15 protein-coding genes are annotated in these 14,869 nt (G+C 42.8%); 9 read left to right on the top strand and 6 right to left on the bottom strand.

The window, feature by feature from the left end; all coding sequences use genetic code 11:
• Positions 1 to 3: 3 nt before the first annotated feature.
• The 6 genes from AAEY94_RS05810 to AAEY94_RS05785 all read left to right on the top strand — a co-directional run bounded on the left by AAEY94_RS05810 (position 4) and on the right by AAEY94_RS05785 (position 5,113).
• Entirely contained in the window at positions 4 to 789 is a 786-nt protein-coding gene (locus AAEY94_RS05810; protein ID WP_011636351.1) for an adenosylcobinamide-GDP ribazoletransferase, read from the top strand.
• Positions 789 to 1,319, top strand: coding sequence for a bifunctional adenosylcobinamide kinase/adenosylcobinamide-phosphate guanylyltransferase (gene cobU / locus AAEY94_RS05805; RefSeq protein WP_101085869.1), 531 nt, complete (start codon positions 789 to 791; stop codon positions 1,317 to 1,319). Before AAEY94_RS05810 ends, cobU begins: the two co-directional genes overlap by 1 nt.
• On the top strand, positions 1,319 to 2,890 hold the full coding sequence (locus tag AAEY94_RS05800; RefSeq protein ID WP_350977873.1) for a cobyric acid synthase: 1,572 nt from the start codon (positions 1,319 to 1,321) through the stop codon (positions 2,888 to 2,890). The genes cobU and AAEY94_RS05800 overlap by 1 nt, the downstream gene beginning before the upstream one ends.
• Complete coding sequence (gene cobO / locus AAEY94_RS05795) at positions 2,887 to 3,525, top strand: cob(I)yrinic acid a,c-diamide adenosyltransferase (protein ID WP_101085867.1); 639 nt, start codon at positions 2,887 to 2,889, stop codon at positions 3,523 to 3,525. Before AAEY94_RS05800 ends, cobO begins: the two co-directional genes overlap by 4 nt.
• Before the next feature lie 683 nt (positions 3,526 to 4,208).
• A complete protein-coding gene (locus AAEY94_RS05790) occupies positions 4,209 to 4,667 on the top strand; it encodes a hypothetical protein (RefSeq protein ID WP_350977869.1) in 459 nt (152 codons plus the stop codon).
• A gap of 245 nt (positions 4,668 to 4,912) precedes the next feature.
• On the top strand, positions 4,913 to 5,113 hold the full coding sequence (locus tag AAEY94_RS05785; RefSeq protein ID WP_157822771.1) for a hypothetical protein: 201 nt from the start codon (positions 4,913 to 4,915) through the stop codon (positions 5,111 to 5,113).
• 56 nt (positions 5,114 to 5,169) lie between these two features.
• On the opposite strand, the gene AAEY94_RS05780 is transcribed toward AAEY94_RS05785, so the two are convergent.
• The gene (locus AAEY94_RS05780) at positions 5,170 to 5,979 is read right to left on the bottom strand and encodes a substrate-binding periplasmic protein (RefSeq protein ID WP_350977866.1); all 810 of its coding nucleotides are present in this window, start codon (positions 5,977 to 5,979) and stop codon (positions 5,170 to 5,172) included.
• A 149-nt stretch (positions 5,980 to 6,128) separates the two neighbouring features.
• Positions 6,129 to 6,485 carry a winged helix-turn-helix transcriptional regulator gene (locus tag AAEY94_RS05775; RefSeq protein WP_101085863.1) on the bottom strand — a complete coding sequence of 119 codons (357 nt, stop codon included), beginning with the start codon at positions 6,483 to 6,485 and terminating at the stop codon, positions 6,129 to 6,131.
• A gap of 110 nt (positions 6,486 to 6,595) precedes the next feature.
• Between AAEY94_RS05775 and AAEY94_RS05770 the strand changes: the two genes are divergently transcribed.
• The 3 genes from AAEY94_RS05770 to AAEY94_RS05760 all read left to right on the top strand — a co-directional run bounded on the left by AAEY94_RS05770 (position 6,596) and on the right by AAEY94_RS05760 (position 10,062).
• Positions 6,596 to 7,963 carry an aldehyde dehydrogenase family protein gene (locus AAEY94_RS05770; RefSeq protein WP_350977862.1) on the top strand — a complete coding sequence of 456 codons (1,368 nt, stop codon included), beginning with the start codon at positions 6,596 to 6,598 and terminating at the stop codon, positions 7,961 to 7,963.
• Between the two features lie 137 nt (positions 7,964 to 8,100).
• Complete coding sequence (locus AAEY94_RS05765) at positions 8,101 to 8,895, top strand: 2OG-Fe(II) oxygenase family protein (protein WP_101085861.1); 795 nt, start codon at positions 8,101 to 8,103, stop codon at positions 8,893 to 8,895.
• A gap of 672 nt (positions 8,896 to 9,567) precedes the next feature.
• A complete protein-coding gene (locus AAEY94_RS05760) occupies positions 9,568 to 10,062 on the top strand; it encodes a hypothetical protein (protein ID WP_350977859.1) in 495 nt (164 codons plus the stop codon).
• Between the two features lie 110 nt (positions 10,063 to 10,172).
• On the opposite strand, the gene AAEY94_RS05755 is transcribed toward AAEY94_RS05760, so the two are convergent.
• From AAEY94_RS05755 to AAEY94_RS05740, 4 genes are all read right to left on the bottom strand, one after another.
• Entirely contained in the window at positions 10,173 to 11,897 is a 1,725-nt protein-coding gene (locus AAEY94_RS05755; protein WP_101085859.1) for an RluA family pseudouridine synthase, read from the bottom strand.
• A gap of 90 nt (positions 11,898 to 11,987) precedes the next feature.
• Positions 11,988 to 12,668: a subclass B1 metallo-beta-lactamase gene (gene bla, locus AAEY94_RS05750; RefSeq protein WP_350977855.1), complete on the bottom strand. Its 681-nt coding sequence runs from the start codon at positions 12,666 to 12,668 to the stop codon at positions 11,988 to 11,990.
• 401 nt (positions 12,669 to 13,069) lie between these two features.
• Positions 13,070 to 13,453: a VOC family protein gene (locus AAEY94_RS05745; protein ID WP_101085857.1), complete on the bottom strand. Its 384-nt coding sequence runs from the start codon at positions 13,451 to 13,453 to the stop codon at positions 13,070 to 13,072.
• A 65-nt stretch (positions 13,454 to 13,518) separates the two neighbouring features.
• Positions 13,519 to 14,841, bottom strand: coding sequence for an ABC1 kinase family protein (locus AAEY94_RS05740; RefSeq protein WP_335689913.1), 1,323 nt, complete (start codon positions 14,839 to 14,841; stop codon positions 13,519 to 13,521).
• Between the last annotated feature and the right edge of the window lie 28 nt (positions 14,842 to 14,869).

The raw sequence follows: 14,869 nt of genomic DNA, 5'->3' as shown, positions 1-14,869 counted from the left end.
AACATGTCTGGCGAGATAAAATGGTTGCGGCAGTTAAATTTATTTTTTGTGGCGATGAGTTTTTTTACTCGGATCCCCGTTCCATCGTGGGTGGTGATTGATAGCGATAAGCTCAACAAAGCTAGCCGTTATTTTGGTTTAGTGGGCTTACTCATTGGCTTAATTTGTGCGTTGGTATTTTGGCTTGCACAGCTGATTTTACCGGCAAGCATTGCCATTTTATTAGCCATGGTCGCGGGTGTATTAGTGACCGGCGCCTTCCATGAAGACGGCTTAGCCGATACCGCAGATGGTTTTGGTGGTGGTTGGACGGTAGAAGACAAGCTGCGCATCATGAAAGATTCGCGTTTGGGCAGTTATGGTGCCTTGTCGCTGGGATTAGTGTTATTGCTAAAATGGCAATTGTTAGTCGAACTGGCTTTATATAGCCCAATGGCGGCGGTCAGTGCGCTTGTAGCAGGCCATACACTCAGCCGCGTTGTGGCATCAAGCTTGATTTTTAGTGAGCAATACGTCCGTGATGACGACACCAGCAAATCAAAGCCAATTGCCCAAGATCAGCAATTAAATGATTTATTTATTTTAATCGCCAGCGGTATATTTGTGTTGTTATGGCTTAACGGTGTGGCGGCGTTTGTGCTATTTATTACCTTGTGGCTAGTACGCATTTTGTTAGGCGGCTTTTTCCGTAAACAAATTGGTGGCTACACCGGTGACACACTAGGCGCTGCGCAGCAAATCAGCGAAGTGTGTTGTTACTTAGTTATTTTAGCGGTTGGATTAAGCTAATGATTCATTTGGTGTTGGGCGGTGCGCGTAGCGGTAAAAGTCGATATGCAGAGCAATGTGTGGCGGAATACGCTGCTATTGGTTATTCCTGTGTTTACTTAGCCACAGCCACAGCGTTAGACCATGAAATGTCTGCGCGCATTAATCAACACCAACAAGACCGTATGTCCAGCGTCCATAGCTGGACATTGCACGAACAAGCTTATGACGTTGGCCAAACATTGGTGGCGATAGATAAACCACAACAAGTCATATTGCTCGATTGCCTGACGTTATTATTAACCAATCACTTATTGTTAAATGACGGCGCCTCGTGGGCCACGCAAAAGTCATTACTCATCGACAGTTTGTCTGCTTTGCAAAGCGATGTGGTGTTAGTCAGTAATGAAGTGGGCTCGGGCATAGTTCCCATGGGTGAGTTAAATCGTCGTTTTGTTGATGAAGCGGGCTGGCTCAACCAAGAAATAGCCGCAATATCTGATCAAGTCACTTTGGTGGTCGCAGGCCTACCGTTGGCCTTAAAAGCATAATGTCATTGGTTGACGATCAATCTTCAATCGCCCCACCATTACGTGGCGCATTAATGGTGCAAGGCACCACCTCTGATGCGGGTAAAAGCACGCTTGTTGCCGGTTTATGTCGTTTATTTTCCCGTCAAAACATTAATGTCGCGCCTTTTAAACCACAAAATATGGCGCTAAACAGTGCTGTAACTGTCGATGGCGGTGAAATTGGCCGAGCCCAAGCATTGCAAGCTATTGCTTGTGGTTTAGCACCCCATACAGATTTTAACCCCGTATTATTAAAGCCAAGTTCAGACACTGGCGCCCAAGTCATTATTCACGGTAAAGCGTTAACTACATTAGAAGCCAAGGCCTTTTTCGGACCCGAGAGTCATGGTTATAAAACCTTAGCGTTAGCGGCAGTGATGCAATCTTACAGGCGCTTGCAGCAACAATACTCGTTAGTGGTGATTGAAGGGGCGGGCAGTCCGGCAGAAATCAATTTACGTGAAGGTGATATTGCCAATATGGGCTTTGCCGAAGAGGCAGATTGCCCAGTGATCATTATTGCTGATATTGATAAAGGCGGTGTGTTCGCCCATTTAGTTGGTACGTTGGCATTATTAAGCCCGTCTGAGCAAGTGCGAGTAAAAGGCTTTGTGATAAATCGTTTTCGCGGTGACATCAGCTTGTTGCAGCCAGGAATTGATTGGCTTGAAGCCTATACCAACAAACCAGTATTAGGCGTATTACCATATTTGCACGATCTACATCTAGACGCTGAAGATGCGTTAATTGATACCCCTCAAAGCTCATTACCGACAGCATTATCTGCCAACCAGCGTATGTCTGTATTGGTGTTAGTGTACCCAAGGATCAGTAATCATACCGACTTTGATCCGCTGCGTTTACACCCGCATATTGATTTTCATTATGTGAGTATGCAGAGCATGGCTCAATCATCCCATTGGCCCGCTGCAGATTTAGTCATATTACCTGGCAGTAAGAATGTTCGTGCAGATTTAGCTTTTGTGCGTGAGCAAGGTTGGGACATCGCCTTAACAAAACATTTACGTTATGGCGGTAAAGTCATCGGCATTTGTGGCGGTTACCAAATGCTCGGTGAGCTTATTGATGATCCTTTAGGTATTGAAGATAATGCTGGTTGCAGTGACGGATTGGGCTTATTACCGATTACGACCGTATTAACTGCCAGCAAAACCTTAACTCAAGTAAGGGGTCACTTACGCTTACAAGACCAGCAGGCAGAGTTTAGTGGTTACGAGATCCATTGTGGTGAGTCTTCACTCACTCAAAGCGACGTTATCCAGCCGCTATCGATTGAACAATACGCCCAGCAGCCAATGGCAATGGCCAAGCTTGATGGCATGGTGAGTAATGATCAACAAATTTTAGCGACCTATGTGCATGGATTATTTGACCATCCCGCTGCATGCCAACTTATTTTGCAATGGGCTGGCTTAGACAGTCGCCATACTATCGATATTAACCAAATTCGCGAGCAGCAACTAAATCGTCTTGCCGACGTATTAGAAGCGCATTTGGACATGAATACATTGAAAGGAATAATCTCATGACAACTGATAACCACGAAAATGAACAAGCTAACACTATTGATGCAAGCAAAGCTGAACGTCATAAAGCCCGCCAGCAGAAAGTCAAAGTGGGCGTTGATGCCAAAATTGCCGCAGCGCAAGACGAAAAAGGTATTTTGCTGGTACTAACCGGTAACGGAAAAGGCAAATCGACATCTGGTTTTGGTTCGATTACCCGCGCTGTGGGCCATGGTCATAAAGCCGCAGTGGTGCAATTTATTAAAGGCACTTGGGCTTGTGGTGAACGTAATTTACTCGAAGGTGCTGGAGTGCCATTCCATGTAATGGGTACCGGCTTTACTTGGGAAACTCAAGACAAAGAAAAAGACACCCAAGCAGCAATGGAAGCCTGGCTTGAGGCAGAAAAACTGCTTAAAGACGAATCGATAAATATGGTGCTGCTTGATGAGCTGACTTACATGGTCAGTTACCACTATATCGAACTTGAGCGAGTATTAACCGCTTTGAGAAATCGCCCAGCGATGCAGCATGTGATTATTACTGGCCGCGCTTGTCACCGTGATATCATTGAGTTGGCCGATACGGTCAGCGAAGTACAGCCGATTAAACATGCGTTTAACGAAGGTATTAAAGCCCAGTTAGGCTTTGATTATTAAAGTTATTTTTTATTTTTAATTATGGCCTGCGGCCACTAACGTCGTGGCGCTTCGCCCACACCAGATCTTTCAAACTTCGTTTGAATTAAGATCGCAAGGTTCCACCCTGCACGGGCCAAAAGGGGATCAACAGCAATCCCCTCTTGGATCACCCCTGCCGTTCCGGCAACATTTTCAAAGAGCGAAAAGGTCGCGACGGAAATTGATTTAGCTTTAAATCGCGTATTTAATCGTCTTCGACCTTATTCAAAAATGCTAACGCCTCCGATGGGGCGTCCCTTCCCCTCGAAAGCTAGATGGCCATCCTTGGCCTGCTCACGTCATTTTCTTCAACGTCCTCAAGTTCCAGAGTTGAATCAAACCTATTACAAGCAAGGCAAGTAACTTATTTATGATCCATTATGTGGCAGTAAGGTATATCTGGCAAAATTCATAAACGGGTAATATAAAAGCTAAAATATCGAAAAAGCTCTCTTAAAAGATGTAATCAGAACAGGTGATTAGCTACAAGACTGTGCAAAAAACAACTACCGCAAAAAAGCAAATTCCTATAGCATCTTGCGTTTAGTAAAAAGTGACCGATTAATATGGATGTGGCATAGGCCAAGTCCAACAAGCGATTTATTTTTTGCAAAAAACGCAACGCATAAAAACTAGAACGCTATATTTATCAGGGAGGTTCCGTGAAAGCATCTGTTCTGCTAACAATATTTCTAATGCTGCCGGCAGTAGCGCAGGCGGAAACTTGCAATCTAAAAAATGCAGAAGTTTACATTAACCTTATATCTGATTTGAAAAACTCCATTAACCCTATAAATAGGTTTAATGTTAAATACATTTACACCCAAATGCGTGCAGTTGATATTCCAAAAAATGAAATACCTGACAAAATCGCTAATTATACAGCGTTGCTTTACTACCTCCATGAAAATATTACAATCCATGGAGTTTATGCACCACCAAATAGCGCGTGCAACAGATATATTTACAAAATATCCGGGGCACCTGATGAATACAAAAAACTTAGCTACGTAGCTGTTGGGCTCATGGATAATAAAATTACAAACATTTCATTTGAGGAAGATGATACACCAATTGAGGGTAAAGCTTTTGCTACACTTTCATATAGCGAGGTCAAGTAAATATAACTCATATGAGCCTCCTGCCAGTCAATAGACGAGCCATTTTATAAAATCCGTACTTGACTGTTTTTACAGTAAAATTTTAATCAATCAACTAAATTATTAATCAAAGTATACACATTAAGGAGCTGTTGATGACTCGTACTGATATGATTCAAAAACTGCAACAATTCGCCCCAATAATTACGTTGGTGACAGGAACTGAGGACATGGGCTTTTAGTTTTCAGAGGTTGTACCTGACGGGGTGATCTATTCTGAATCAGGCATGTTATTGGAATATTCAAGTGGTCAGTGGCCGCCTAGTGAATGGGAAGATGATACTGATGAAGAGTTAACGTTGTTACGACAAGAGTTTTTGCTAGATGAAACTTGGCAAGTTATACCTTGGGCAGATTTGGAAGATAAAGAAATTGCCCAGTGGCTTGAAGATGTTCAGAACATCTAATGCGGAAGTTAGGAATAACTGAGATAAATCACTGCAGAGATGTCATGACTAACAATCTATTTTTGTACAGCTTGAGTTAAAGCCTTTATGTCAGTTGTTTGTATGATTGATTGTGAACTTAAATCTTCACCAAACCAGCGAGCAGTTATACTTTCAAGTTGGCCACTTTGAGTTAGGGTGTTTAATGCTTGGCGCATACTTTTGGCTAATGCTTCATCTGTATCTTTATGGGTGGCAATACCAATGGGCATGTTTACCACAGGCAATACAGCGGTAAAATCGCTTAGTTTAAAGCCCATTTTTTTAACGTCTTCGCGAAAACCCACTTCGTTATTGTAAATCAAATCTACGCGGTCAAAATTAAGCATTCTTAACGCCGCTAGTTGGCTTCTTACTAGGTATACATTGGGATGTATTCCATCGAGTTTAAGCCGATCTAGTGAGGCATCGTTTCGCGATAATGCCATAGAGTAACGATTAATATCATCTATGGTTTTAAGCTGAATGTCGGGACGATTACTTTTTCGATAGATCATATCTTGCACAGTATAAAAGTCGCCTATCCATTTGAAATAGGCTAAGCGTTTGTTGGTATTGGCAATTGAAAAAATGAATGTATTCGGGTACTTCTGCGCATTATAATAAGCGCGGCTCCAAGGCATGATTTTAATATTGATATCAAAATCAAGATATTGCTGGGTAGCATGTAAAATATCGATCGAAAAGCCTACCAATTCTCCTTGAGAATTTAGCGACTGAAATGGAGGATAACTTTCTGTGTAAAAAGTGACTGCAGGTCTAGCATTTGAAACTGGCGAACTGAAAAATGTAATGATGAAAATCACCACAGATAAGTAGCGGAACATAAATAACAACACCTTAATTTAAGGCTTCCATGCACTTCATATCCGTTTTTATAACAAGTCTAACATAGTGTTATTATTTTGTGATCATTAACCCGTTGTGTTGTCAGATAATTAATCATCTGTGATGATAAACAGGTCATCGTACTTTGTTAAACAATATATTCATCAGCCCAATCTTTTAAACGTTCTAAAATATCCAATGCAGTTCGGCCAAGTTCGGTAATGCTATAAGACACAGCAATAGGACGGTCACTAATCACATGTCGAGTCACCAGTCCTTGGGCTTCTAATTCTTTAAGGCGCTGATCGACCATTTTTTTACTCGCCCCGCCTAACATGCGCGATAAATCATTAAATCGCACTGGACCATCTTGCAAGTGCCATAATATCGATGCTTTCCATTTACCGCCTAATACCCGCATTCCTCGCTCGACCGAGCAGGGTTCAGCACAAGCATTAATAACTTTTTTTTGACCATTAGTCATTGTTTCAATTTTAGTTTTCATTAATTTAACTTAAGTTATTCTAGGTTACTAAAAGTATACTAGTTGCTTTTGTATTCCATTGTAGCAAAATAGACATTAATTAGACTAGTACCATTAAGGAATGTTTCTCCATGGCAGTATTAACCTCTTACGATCCCGCTAGTTATCACAAAGTCGATGGCGGAGAACATATTGAAGCCACTGCGGTTGGCAGTGTTGAAACCTTAGCGATATCTCAGTTACCACAAGTTGTCGCCAACGCTCAAGTTGCACAAAAGGCGTGGGCTCGTTTGTCATTAATTGAACGCCAACAATATGTGGTTAAGGCATATCAGCAGCTTGTGACAGTGCAAGATGAACTTGCAACATTAATTGGCCAAGAAATGGGTAAAGATTATCGCCGTGCCACCTATGAAGTTGGCGGTACAGTGCAAAATGCACCTTATTTTGCCGGTGAAATAAGCGATGCACTAACCACTGAACAAGTTGATAATCGCACCGAATTACAATATCGACCATTAGGTGTAGTGGCAGTGATTTCGCCGTGGAACTATCCGATAGCCATGGCTAACAACTTACTGATGCCTGCCTTAATTGCGGGTAACAGTGTGATATTAAAGCCGTCTGAACAAACTCCGCTGGTGGCCGAATTATTCATTAATACCCTTAATAAGGTGCTGCCAGAACATGTGTTGCAAGTGGTTCAAGGTGATAAAGCCCTTGGCCAAGCATTAGTGGCAGCAGACATTAATATGGTGGCGTTTACTGGGTCGATGGCCGCAGGTAAACACATTATGGCCAATGCTGCGTCTGGCTTAAAAAGGTTAGTGATGGAGCTTGGCGGTAATGACCCCTTGATTGTGATGGCTAGCGCTAATATCGATTCCGCGGTTAGATTTGCAGTCGCTAGTTCGTTTGAAAATGCCGGACAGATGTGCACTTCAACAGAGCGCGTTTACGTGGATGAGCGTATTGCTGATGAGTTTGAACAAAAGGTGTTGGCTTTAGCCAGTCGTTACCGTGTCGGTAAATGGGACGACGCGAATGTGAATATTGGCCCTATAGTGAATCCAACCCAACACCAAAAAGTGCTTGAACAGTTGCAAGATGCCAAAGCCAAAGGAGCGAGCTTTTTACTCGGTAGTGATGAGTATCCATTACCGTTTATTCAACCTACTGTGGTCTCAGGTATTACCCCTGACATGCTCCTAGAACGTGAAGAAACCTTTGGCCCTGTGGTGGCTATCAGCCGTTTTAGTGATATTGATGAAGCCATTAGTCGTGCTAATAACAGTCACTATGGTTTAGCTGCAGTCGTGTTTGGTGGTCAAGGTGCCAAAGCCGTTGCTGAACAACTTGAAGCTGGCATGGTTGGGGTTAATCAAGGTGCTGGTGCGGGCAATGCTCCATGGGTAGGAGCAAAGCATAGTGGTTTTGGTTTTCATGGTACTGCTGCAGGGCATCGCCAATTTGCCCAAGTGCGAGTGATGAGTTATTAATTTCTGGGTTTAACCCTTATTGATGAGTAAGCCGTCATTAGTAAGCTTTTATTTGTAGAAAATCATTAGTAAACAGTCATTAGCACACTTTTTAGTAAAGCATTGCTAGCCCATTTTATGGTTAAAGGTATAAACAAATGAACACAACAAGTGTAAATTCAGATTATTTTGTGGTGGCACTAGAACCCGGCGCTGAACATCCGGCTTTGCCAACATGGGCTAATCATCAAGCTAATGTGGCTGAGCTTAATGAAGCAGAGCTGACTGATGCTGAGCGGGCTAACGTGAGTAAAAAAATGTTAGCCGAAGTACCAGGTGCGTTCCAATTAATGAATGTATTGACGCCAGCTGAGTGCAAACGGTTAATTTCGGTCAGTGAGTCGATGGGCTTTTTACCCGACGCCGCGGTGTCATTACCACGCAATGTACGCCATAACGACAGCTTAACCTGGGTGGTTGATAACACCACAGAGCAAGTGATTTGGAGTAGAGTTAAGCATCTTATGGATGATAACTTGGGCATTTTTGGTGGTAAAGCTGCTTTAGGATTAAATAATCGTTTTCGTTTTTATCGCTATAACGAAGGCGATTTCTTTAAGCCACATTCAGATGGTTCGTGGCCTGGAAGCCAAGTTGTAGATGGTCAGTTAGTGCGAGATGCCTTTGGTGATCGCTACAGTCTGCTGACATTTTTAATCTTACTGACAGAAGACTTTGAAGGCGGTGCAACGCGCTTTTTAGTCAATGCCGACAACCCAAGCTTACCAGCAAAACACGGCGATAATATGCGCCAAGTTGACGTGCGAACGCCTGCGGGGAGTGTGTTGTGTTTCCCACATGGCATGCATCCGCTGCATTGTATTCACAGCTCAGAGCCTATTTTCTCTGGGGTTAAATACATTATCCGCACTGATGTGTTGTTTGAGTTGTAACATTATTCATCAATATGGGTTAGCTTATTGATAAGCTAACCCATTAGTTAATCACTGTATTTTTTAACTAAATAAAGCACCTGGTTCGCTTTTTTAGAGCCGTTGTTGTACTTTTTCTCCTTGCGTAAGCGTAATCCTCGTGAATTAAGTCGATGTTAGTAATCCGCCATGTATTTTCTGCTCCATATAAGCACGCTGCTATCAAACTGACTCGCTTATCTCTTTCAAGAATAAACTGCTATAAAGCTGATCAAATAAGCTTACTCTTCGAGAGTGCTATTGTGATGGCGAATGCTCGTCAAATAAAATTATCAGCGTAAATAGCCAATGATATGGCTAGCATTTTTACCCATTAGCAGTGACAAAAACATACTGATAGCCAGAGGTGATACGGTGCAATAAATCAATTGAGTAAACAGATAAAAAGTCGATGAGTTTTTTACTATTGAGTTTATCAATCGGCGCTGTTGTCCCCCGAGTACACTAGATTCATTAACGCGATTTAATGTGCCGCAGTACTTGCTATTTGACTGACTAAACTATCTAATTGCGCCGCTTTCCTAACCACATATATAGAGACGTTTACATGAAATCAGTACTGTGTAGTTTGTTTGTTGTCAGTGTTATTAGCCTATCTGGATGTGCTGCACCGCAGAATAATTCGCGTCTAAAGTGAAAGCCGAAGGTGAGCAACACCTCGACTTGTCTCAACAGTGGGAACAAGGACAAAAAGACCTCAGAAAAGGTAACAGTTTATTAATCGATGGGCGTGAGTTAATCGGTAAAGGTAAAAACCAAATTCGTGAAGGTGAAGCGTTAATAGCACAAGCCAAACAAGCTGCGCAGCAACAACGTCAACTATTTCAGTTGATGGCGAATACATTAAACGGCGCTCAAAATGGTGCCCGTGCAGTAGTGTTAGTCGATAGGTTGGATGATGTAGCCGATGCTTGGGAAGATGCTGATGATAAGTATGCAGATGGTAAAGAGCTGATTGAAGACGGCAATACCAATGTTGCTGAAGGCGAGAGTTCAATTGAACAAGGCCAAAACATGGTGACGAGCGGACGTAGTAGAATGCAACAAGCGGAATCTACCTACCAACAACGTACTGGTAAAGGTTTAGTCGAGCAAATGCATTTAGAAGAGCAACCTAGTAACTTCTAATCAATAGAACTGAGACTAATCAAATAAACCGATATTGTTAATTCAATATCGGTTTTATCGTTTCTAGCGGATTTACTTTCAGCAAAAAGCGATTATATTATACGACTGCTCTATTCAAAATCGGCTTTGATTTCAAACACCATATCTTCGCCGGTCACTGGATGATTTAAGCCTAAATATTGGGCGTGTAAATGCAATCTGTTGGTCGCAACACCGTATAAATCATCACCTACTATTGGCATGTGCAATCCGTCATGATGAGCACAATGCATGCGTAACTGATGGGTTCGCCCCGTTTTAGGATACAAGTGAACTAAGGTTTGATGTTGTTGACGCTTAAATACCTGCCAATGCGTCTCGGCATGCTTGCCATGTTCATAACACACTAGCTGCTTAGGACGGTCGTCTAAATCTACCCGCAATGGCAAACTAATATCACCCTCATCTTGGCTAGGCACCCCATCAATTAACGCGATATAACGTTTGGTCACGCTGCGTTGAATAAACTGTTGTTGTAGGGCTTTGTTGGCTTCTTTGGTGAGAGCAATCACCATTAAGCCTGAGGTCGACATGTCTAGGCGATGGACTATCAGCGGCCCCGTCGCATTGGGGAACAGCTGCTGCATACGGCTAAACACCGAGTCGGTGATATTTTTGCCAGGTACCGATAATAGTTCCGCAGGTTTATTAATAATCACCATCGCATCATCTTGATAAATAATATCAATGTGCTGATCTTTACCCGGATTAATCAACAGTGGATCGTTATCAACTTGCATGCCTTTTAGCATGTGAGTCAAAATAGGTCGGCATTTTCCGTGACAAGCGGGGTAGAAGTTTTTGTGCTGTTTTATCTCAGATTTAGGCGATGAACCCCACCAAAACTCTGCCATGGCAATCGGGGTCAATTGATGTGTAAACGCGTATTGTAATAACTTAGGTGCCGCACATTCACCCGCACCTGCAGGTGGCAAATGGTTAGGTGCGTCATTGAAAATATCGTTTAAATCTCGCGCTTCACCCAAGACATTTAAAAACTGATATTGAGCAAAAAGTTTGTTTTGTAATCCATTTGAAAGTTGTTTGCGCTGACGTTTAAGCTGTTTGATTTGCTGCGCAAGTGCATCTAAGGCCACTTTAGTGACTTCGATTTGAGTCTGCCACTGTTGCTTTAACGCGTTCAGCTGATGCTTTTGCTGCACACTTTGACGGCTTAACTCGATAGACAATGTTTTATGGGTATCGTCGTTAATGCTTGCTTGCGCTAATGCATCATCTGCTTGCTCACGTAGCAGCTTACGCATTTTACGACCTTCAACTATTGCGTTACGTTGCTGCTCAAGCTCACTTTCCGCTTGGTGTTGTTGCGCAGTTAACGTCGCGGTTAATGTTGCCAGTACTGGATTAGCTTCTTGCTGACTAATCGACAGATTAATTTGGTTAATCTGTTTATTTTCATGACTGAAAAAACTGTCTTGGGTCAGCATATCAAACACCGGCGGCACAAACGGCGGCAAGATATTTTGATCGGCTAACTTACCTGAAAATGCGGCTAAAAAACCAAGTTGCCCAAGGGTGTCTTTGACCACCAACACACCAAACATCTTACCAATCACCATGCCAAGGTCATGTTCGCTGTCTAAGCCAAAATTATGTCCCCAGGGATTCGTCTCAAGTAACTCCTGCTGCAACTGCTGTGCTGCCAGTATCGTCAATGGATGAGGTTGATAATAAAACGGGAAGGTAAAAGATTCAGGCAACCCTTGTTCGGCAAGCGTGTTATTGAAAGCTATCGCATCATTAAAAGGAATAAAGCACGGGTCGTTAACAGACATCAAAAACACACTCACTACACTAAAGGGCGGCTATTTTACCCTTTCAAACTAGCAGATGCATTATTTACTGAGCTCGGTTGTTTTGGAATGTTAATCTAAACGTAGTTTGGCAAGGAAATCGTTAACCAACCCTTGAGTATGATCAAGCAACTGAGCATTACCAATGGCGCCATGCCCTGGCACAATAACCTCAGCGTCAGGATATGTCGCTTTAACCTTACTAATCGTTACTGGCCAATCGGTTAACGATGCCTCTGCAATGTAGCCCATACTCTTACTGTGAGCGCTTTTTACCAGGCAGCCGCCAAAGAGTAATTGTGCCTTCGGGAGCCAGACCACAATGTTATCAATTGTATGGCCAGCGCCTAAATAGCGAGCTTCGAGTAAACCATTAGCTAGGATAAATGAGTCACCATCAAACGGCTGGTTTGCGAGAGTTTGATGTTGTGTGGTCAATATTTTCTGAGTCATTGCAGACACATGAGTGCTAACCCCAATACTGTTTAAATAACCTATCCCAGCCGTGCGGTCGGCATGAGAATGAGTCGAAATACTGGCTTTGAGTACAAACCCTTGCTGCTTTATCCACTCGACTAACGCAATAGTGTCTTTCTCGCTCCATGGAGTATCGATTAAATACGCCTCTTTGCCTTCAACAACCACTAAGCCATTAGCATCGACCAAACCAAAGTCTTCAGTTTTGAAATATGACTGGTATTCAAATAGTTGGATTTGTGTCGCTTGAGCTTTGGTTAGCCGTAACCAAAGCATTGCTACTGAGCGGTGTAATAGTCAGTTGGCCTGATGACTCAGCGCTCATCGCAAGCGGTACACAGCAAATAAAACCAACTAGTAATATCAATATTCGTGAAAACATAATGGTACTCAATTAACGTTCAGTCAAAGTTCAGCCGAAAAGAATAGGCGTTAAAGTGTATCACTGAATTTGTGAGTAATGGATAACATAGAGGGAAGTCATGCCTGATGACATTGGTTGAGTTAAGCGGATAGTGTTGAACGAATCGATGGGCAATAGCCTTAAGCTATTAATTCAAAACTATCAATTCTTAAGCTATCAATTCTTAAGCTATCAATAATAGATGAAACCGTACTGGTTTCATCTATATTTGGACATAGTTATTGATAAGAGACGTTACTATAAATAACGACGATTATGCCTTTGGTCTGTGCAATACACAGACTTTGTTACCAGAAGGGTCGCGTAAGTAAGCTAGATATAATGGACCATTTGGACTGTCGCGAACACCAGGAGCATCTTCGCAAGCTTCGCCACCACTCGCAACACCAGCAGCATGCCAAGCATTGGCTTGCTCTGCGCTATCGGCATGAAAACCTATGGTGCTGCCATTACCATTACAAGCGGGTTCACCATTAAGCGGTTTAGTGAGGGCAAATACACCTGCGCTAGTAACATAAAAACAACGGCCTTTAGGATCAATCATCCCAGGTTTAATGCCTAGTGCGCCAAGTGTGGCGTCGTAAAAGGTTTTTGATTTGTCGATATCATTAGCACCAAGCATGATGTGGCTGAACATTGTGACTCTCCTTGTTGGGGTGAATAAACACCAATTTTATATATCTATTTTACTTATTTGTTAACTTATTCGTTTTTACTATTAACTACCTGATTAAACAGGGCGTGTACATTAATATTGGCGTTAAGTTTAGCGGCTAATAAATACATGCCTGCTAACTTGCGATGTATGAAAATAGCATCGGTCGGTGGTGTGTGCCATTCATTTTGTTGAGTGCTCATGGCTTTACCTGCCTGAGTGATCCTTTTAGCCAAATTACTTGCACCAAAATCATACGTTCCTTGAGTACGTAATGGCTCACAAGCTTGGTAAAAAATATCAATAATCAGTTGTTTTTGTTGTGGGTCGATGGCGTCTTGAAAAAAGCCGATTTGTTGTGCCGCTTGTATCATTTGTTGTTTATCATCGGCAATCGCACCTTGCATCAATTGCATATAACCTTGCGATAATGTGTCGCTAATGGTGCGAGTGGCGCCAAAGTCGAGTAATACAATTTTCTGGCTGTCGGCTTGATACTGGAAATTGGCAAAATTAGGATCGCTTTGCACCAGTTGAAAACAAAACAGCTCTTTAAAACACAGCTCCATCAAGGCACTGGCAACCTTGTCACGCACATCTTGCGGATACTGTTCGACCGATTCAATCGCGACGCCTTCAACAAATTGCATGCATAAAATGCTGTTGTTGCTCAATTTCGGATACACCTTAGGCACGATGAAGTGAGGGCTGTCGCCTAACTGTTGCTGATAAAGTGCGATTTGCTGTGCTTCAAAGTGATAGTCTGCTTCGTTATGTAACTGCGCTTTAGCTTCGGCCAATAAAGTATCGAGTTTTACGTTAGCGGGGATTAACCGCGAGACTTTTAATAGGCTGGCAACGTTATCTATGTCGCTGTCGATGCTGTAGCGGATCCCTGGATATTGAATCTTTATCGCCAGCTTTTCGCCAGTATCCAAATAGGCTAAATGTACTTGGCCGATAGAAGCTGCGGCAAACGGGCGCAGTTCAAATTGGGCAAAAGGTGCTAGCCAGTCATGGCCCCAGTGCTGAACTAATAACTGAGTTAATTGTTTGTGCGGCATGGCTTTAGCGTCAGAACGCAGCTTCGCCAATATTTCAGCCAATTCAGGAGGCACTAAGTCACCGGCATCCATTGACAACATTTGCCCCACTTTCATGGCAGCGCCGCGCAGTTGCGACAGCTTATCTGCCACATGACCAATGTTTTTAGGGGTCATCATCAGTTGTTGCATTGACGGCGATTTACCCTGGCTAAGCTGCTTTGCCCCTTCTAACAGCACATTACCCGCAAGGCGAGAAGCCAGTCCGCCCATTTTTGATAATCGGGACAATCGACTGGTTGGCACTTTAGCTTCATTATTTTTCATCAGATCTCACTTGTGTCGCATGAACTCG

It is taken from the genome of Shewanella sp. AC34-MNA-CIBAN-0136 (genome assembly GCF_040309945.1).
Classification (GTDB): domain Bacteria; phylum Pseudomonadota; class Gammaproteobacteria; order Enterobacterales; family Shewanellaceae; genus Shewanella.
This window is presented reverse-complemented; position numbering and strand designations above follow the sequence as displayed.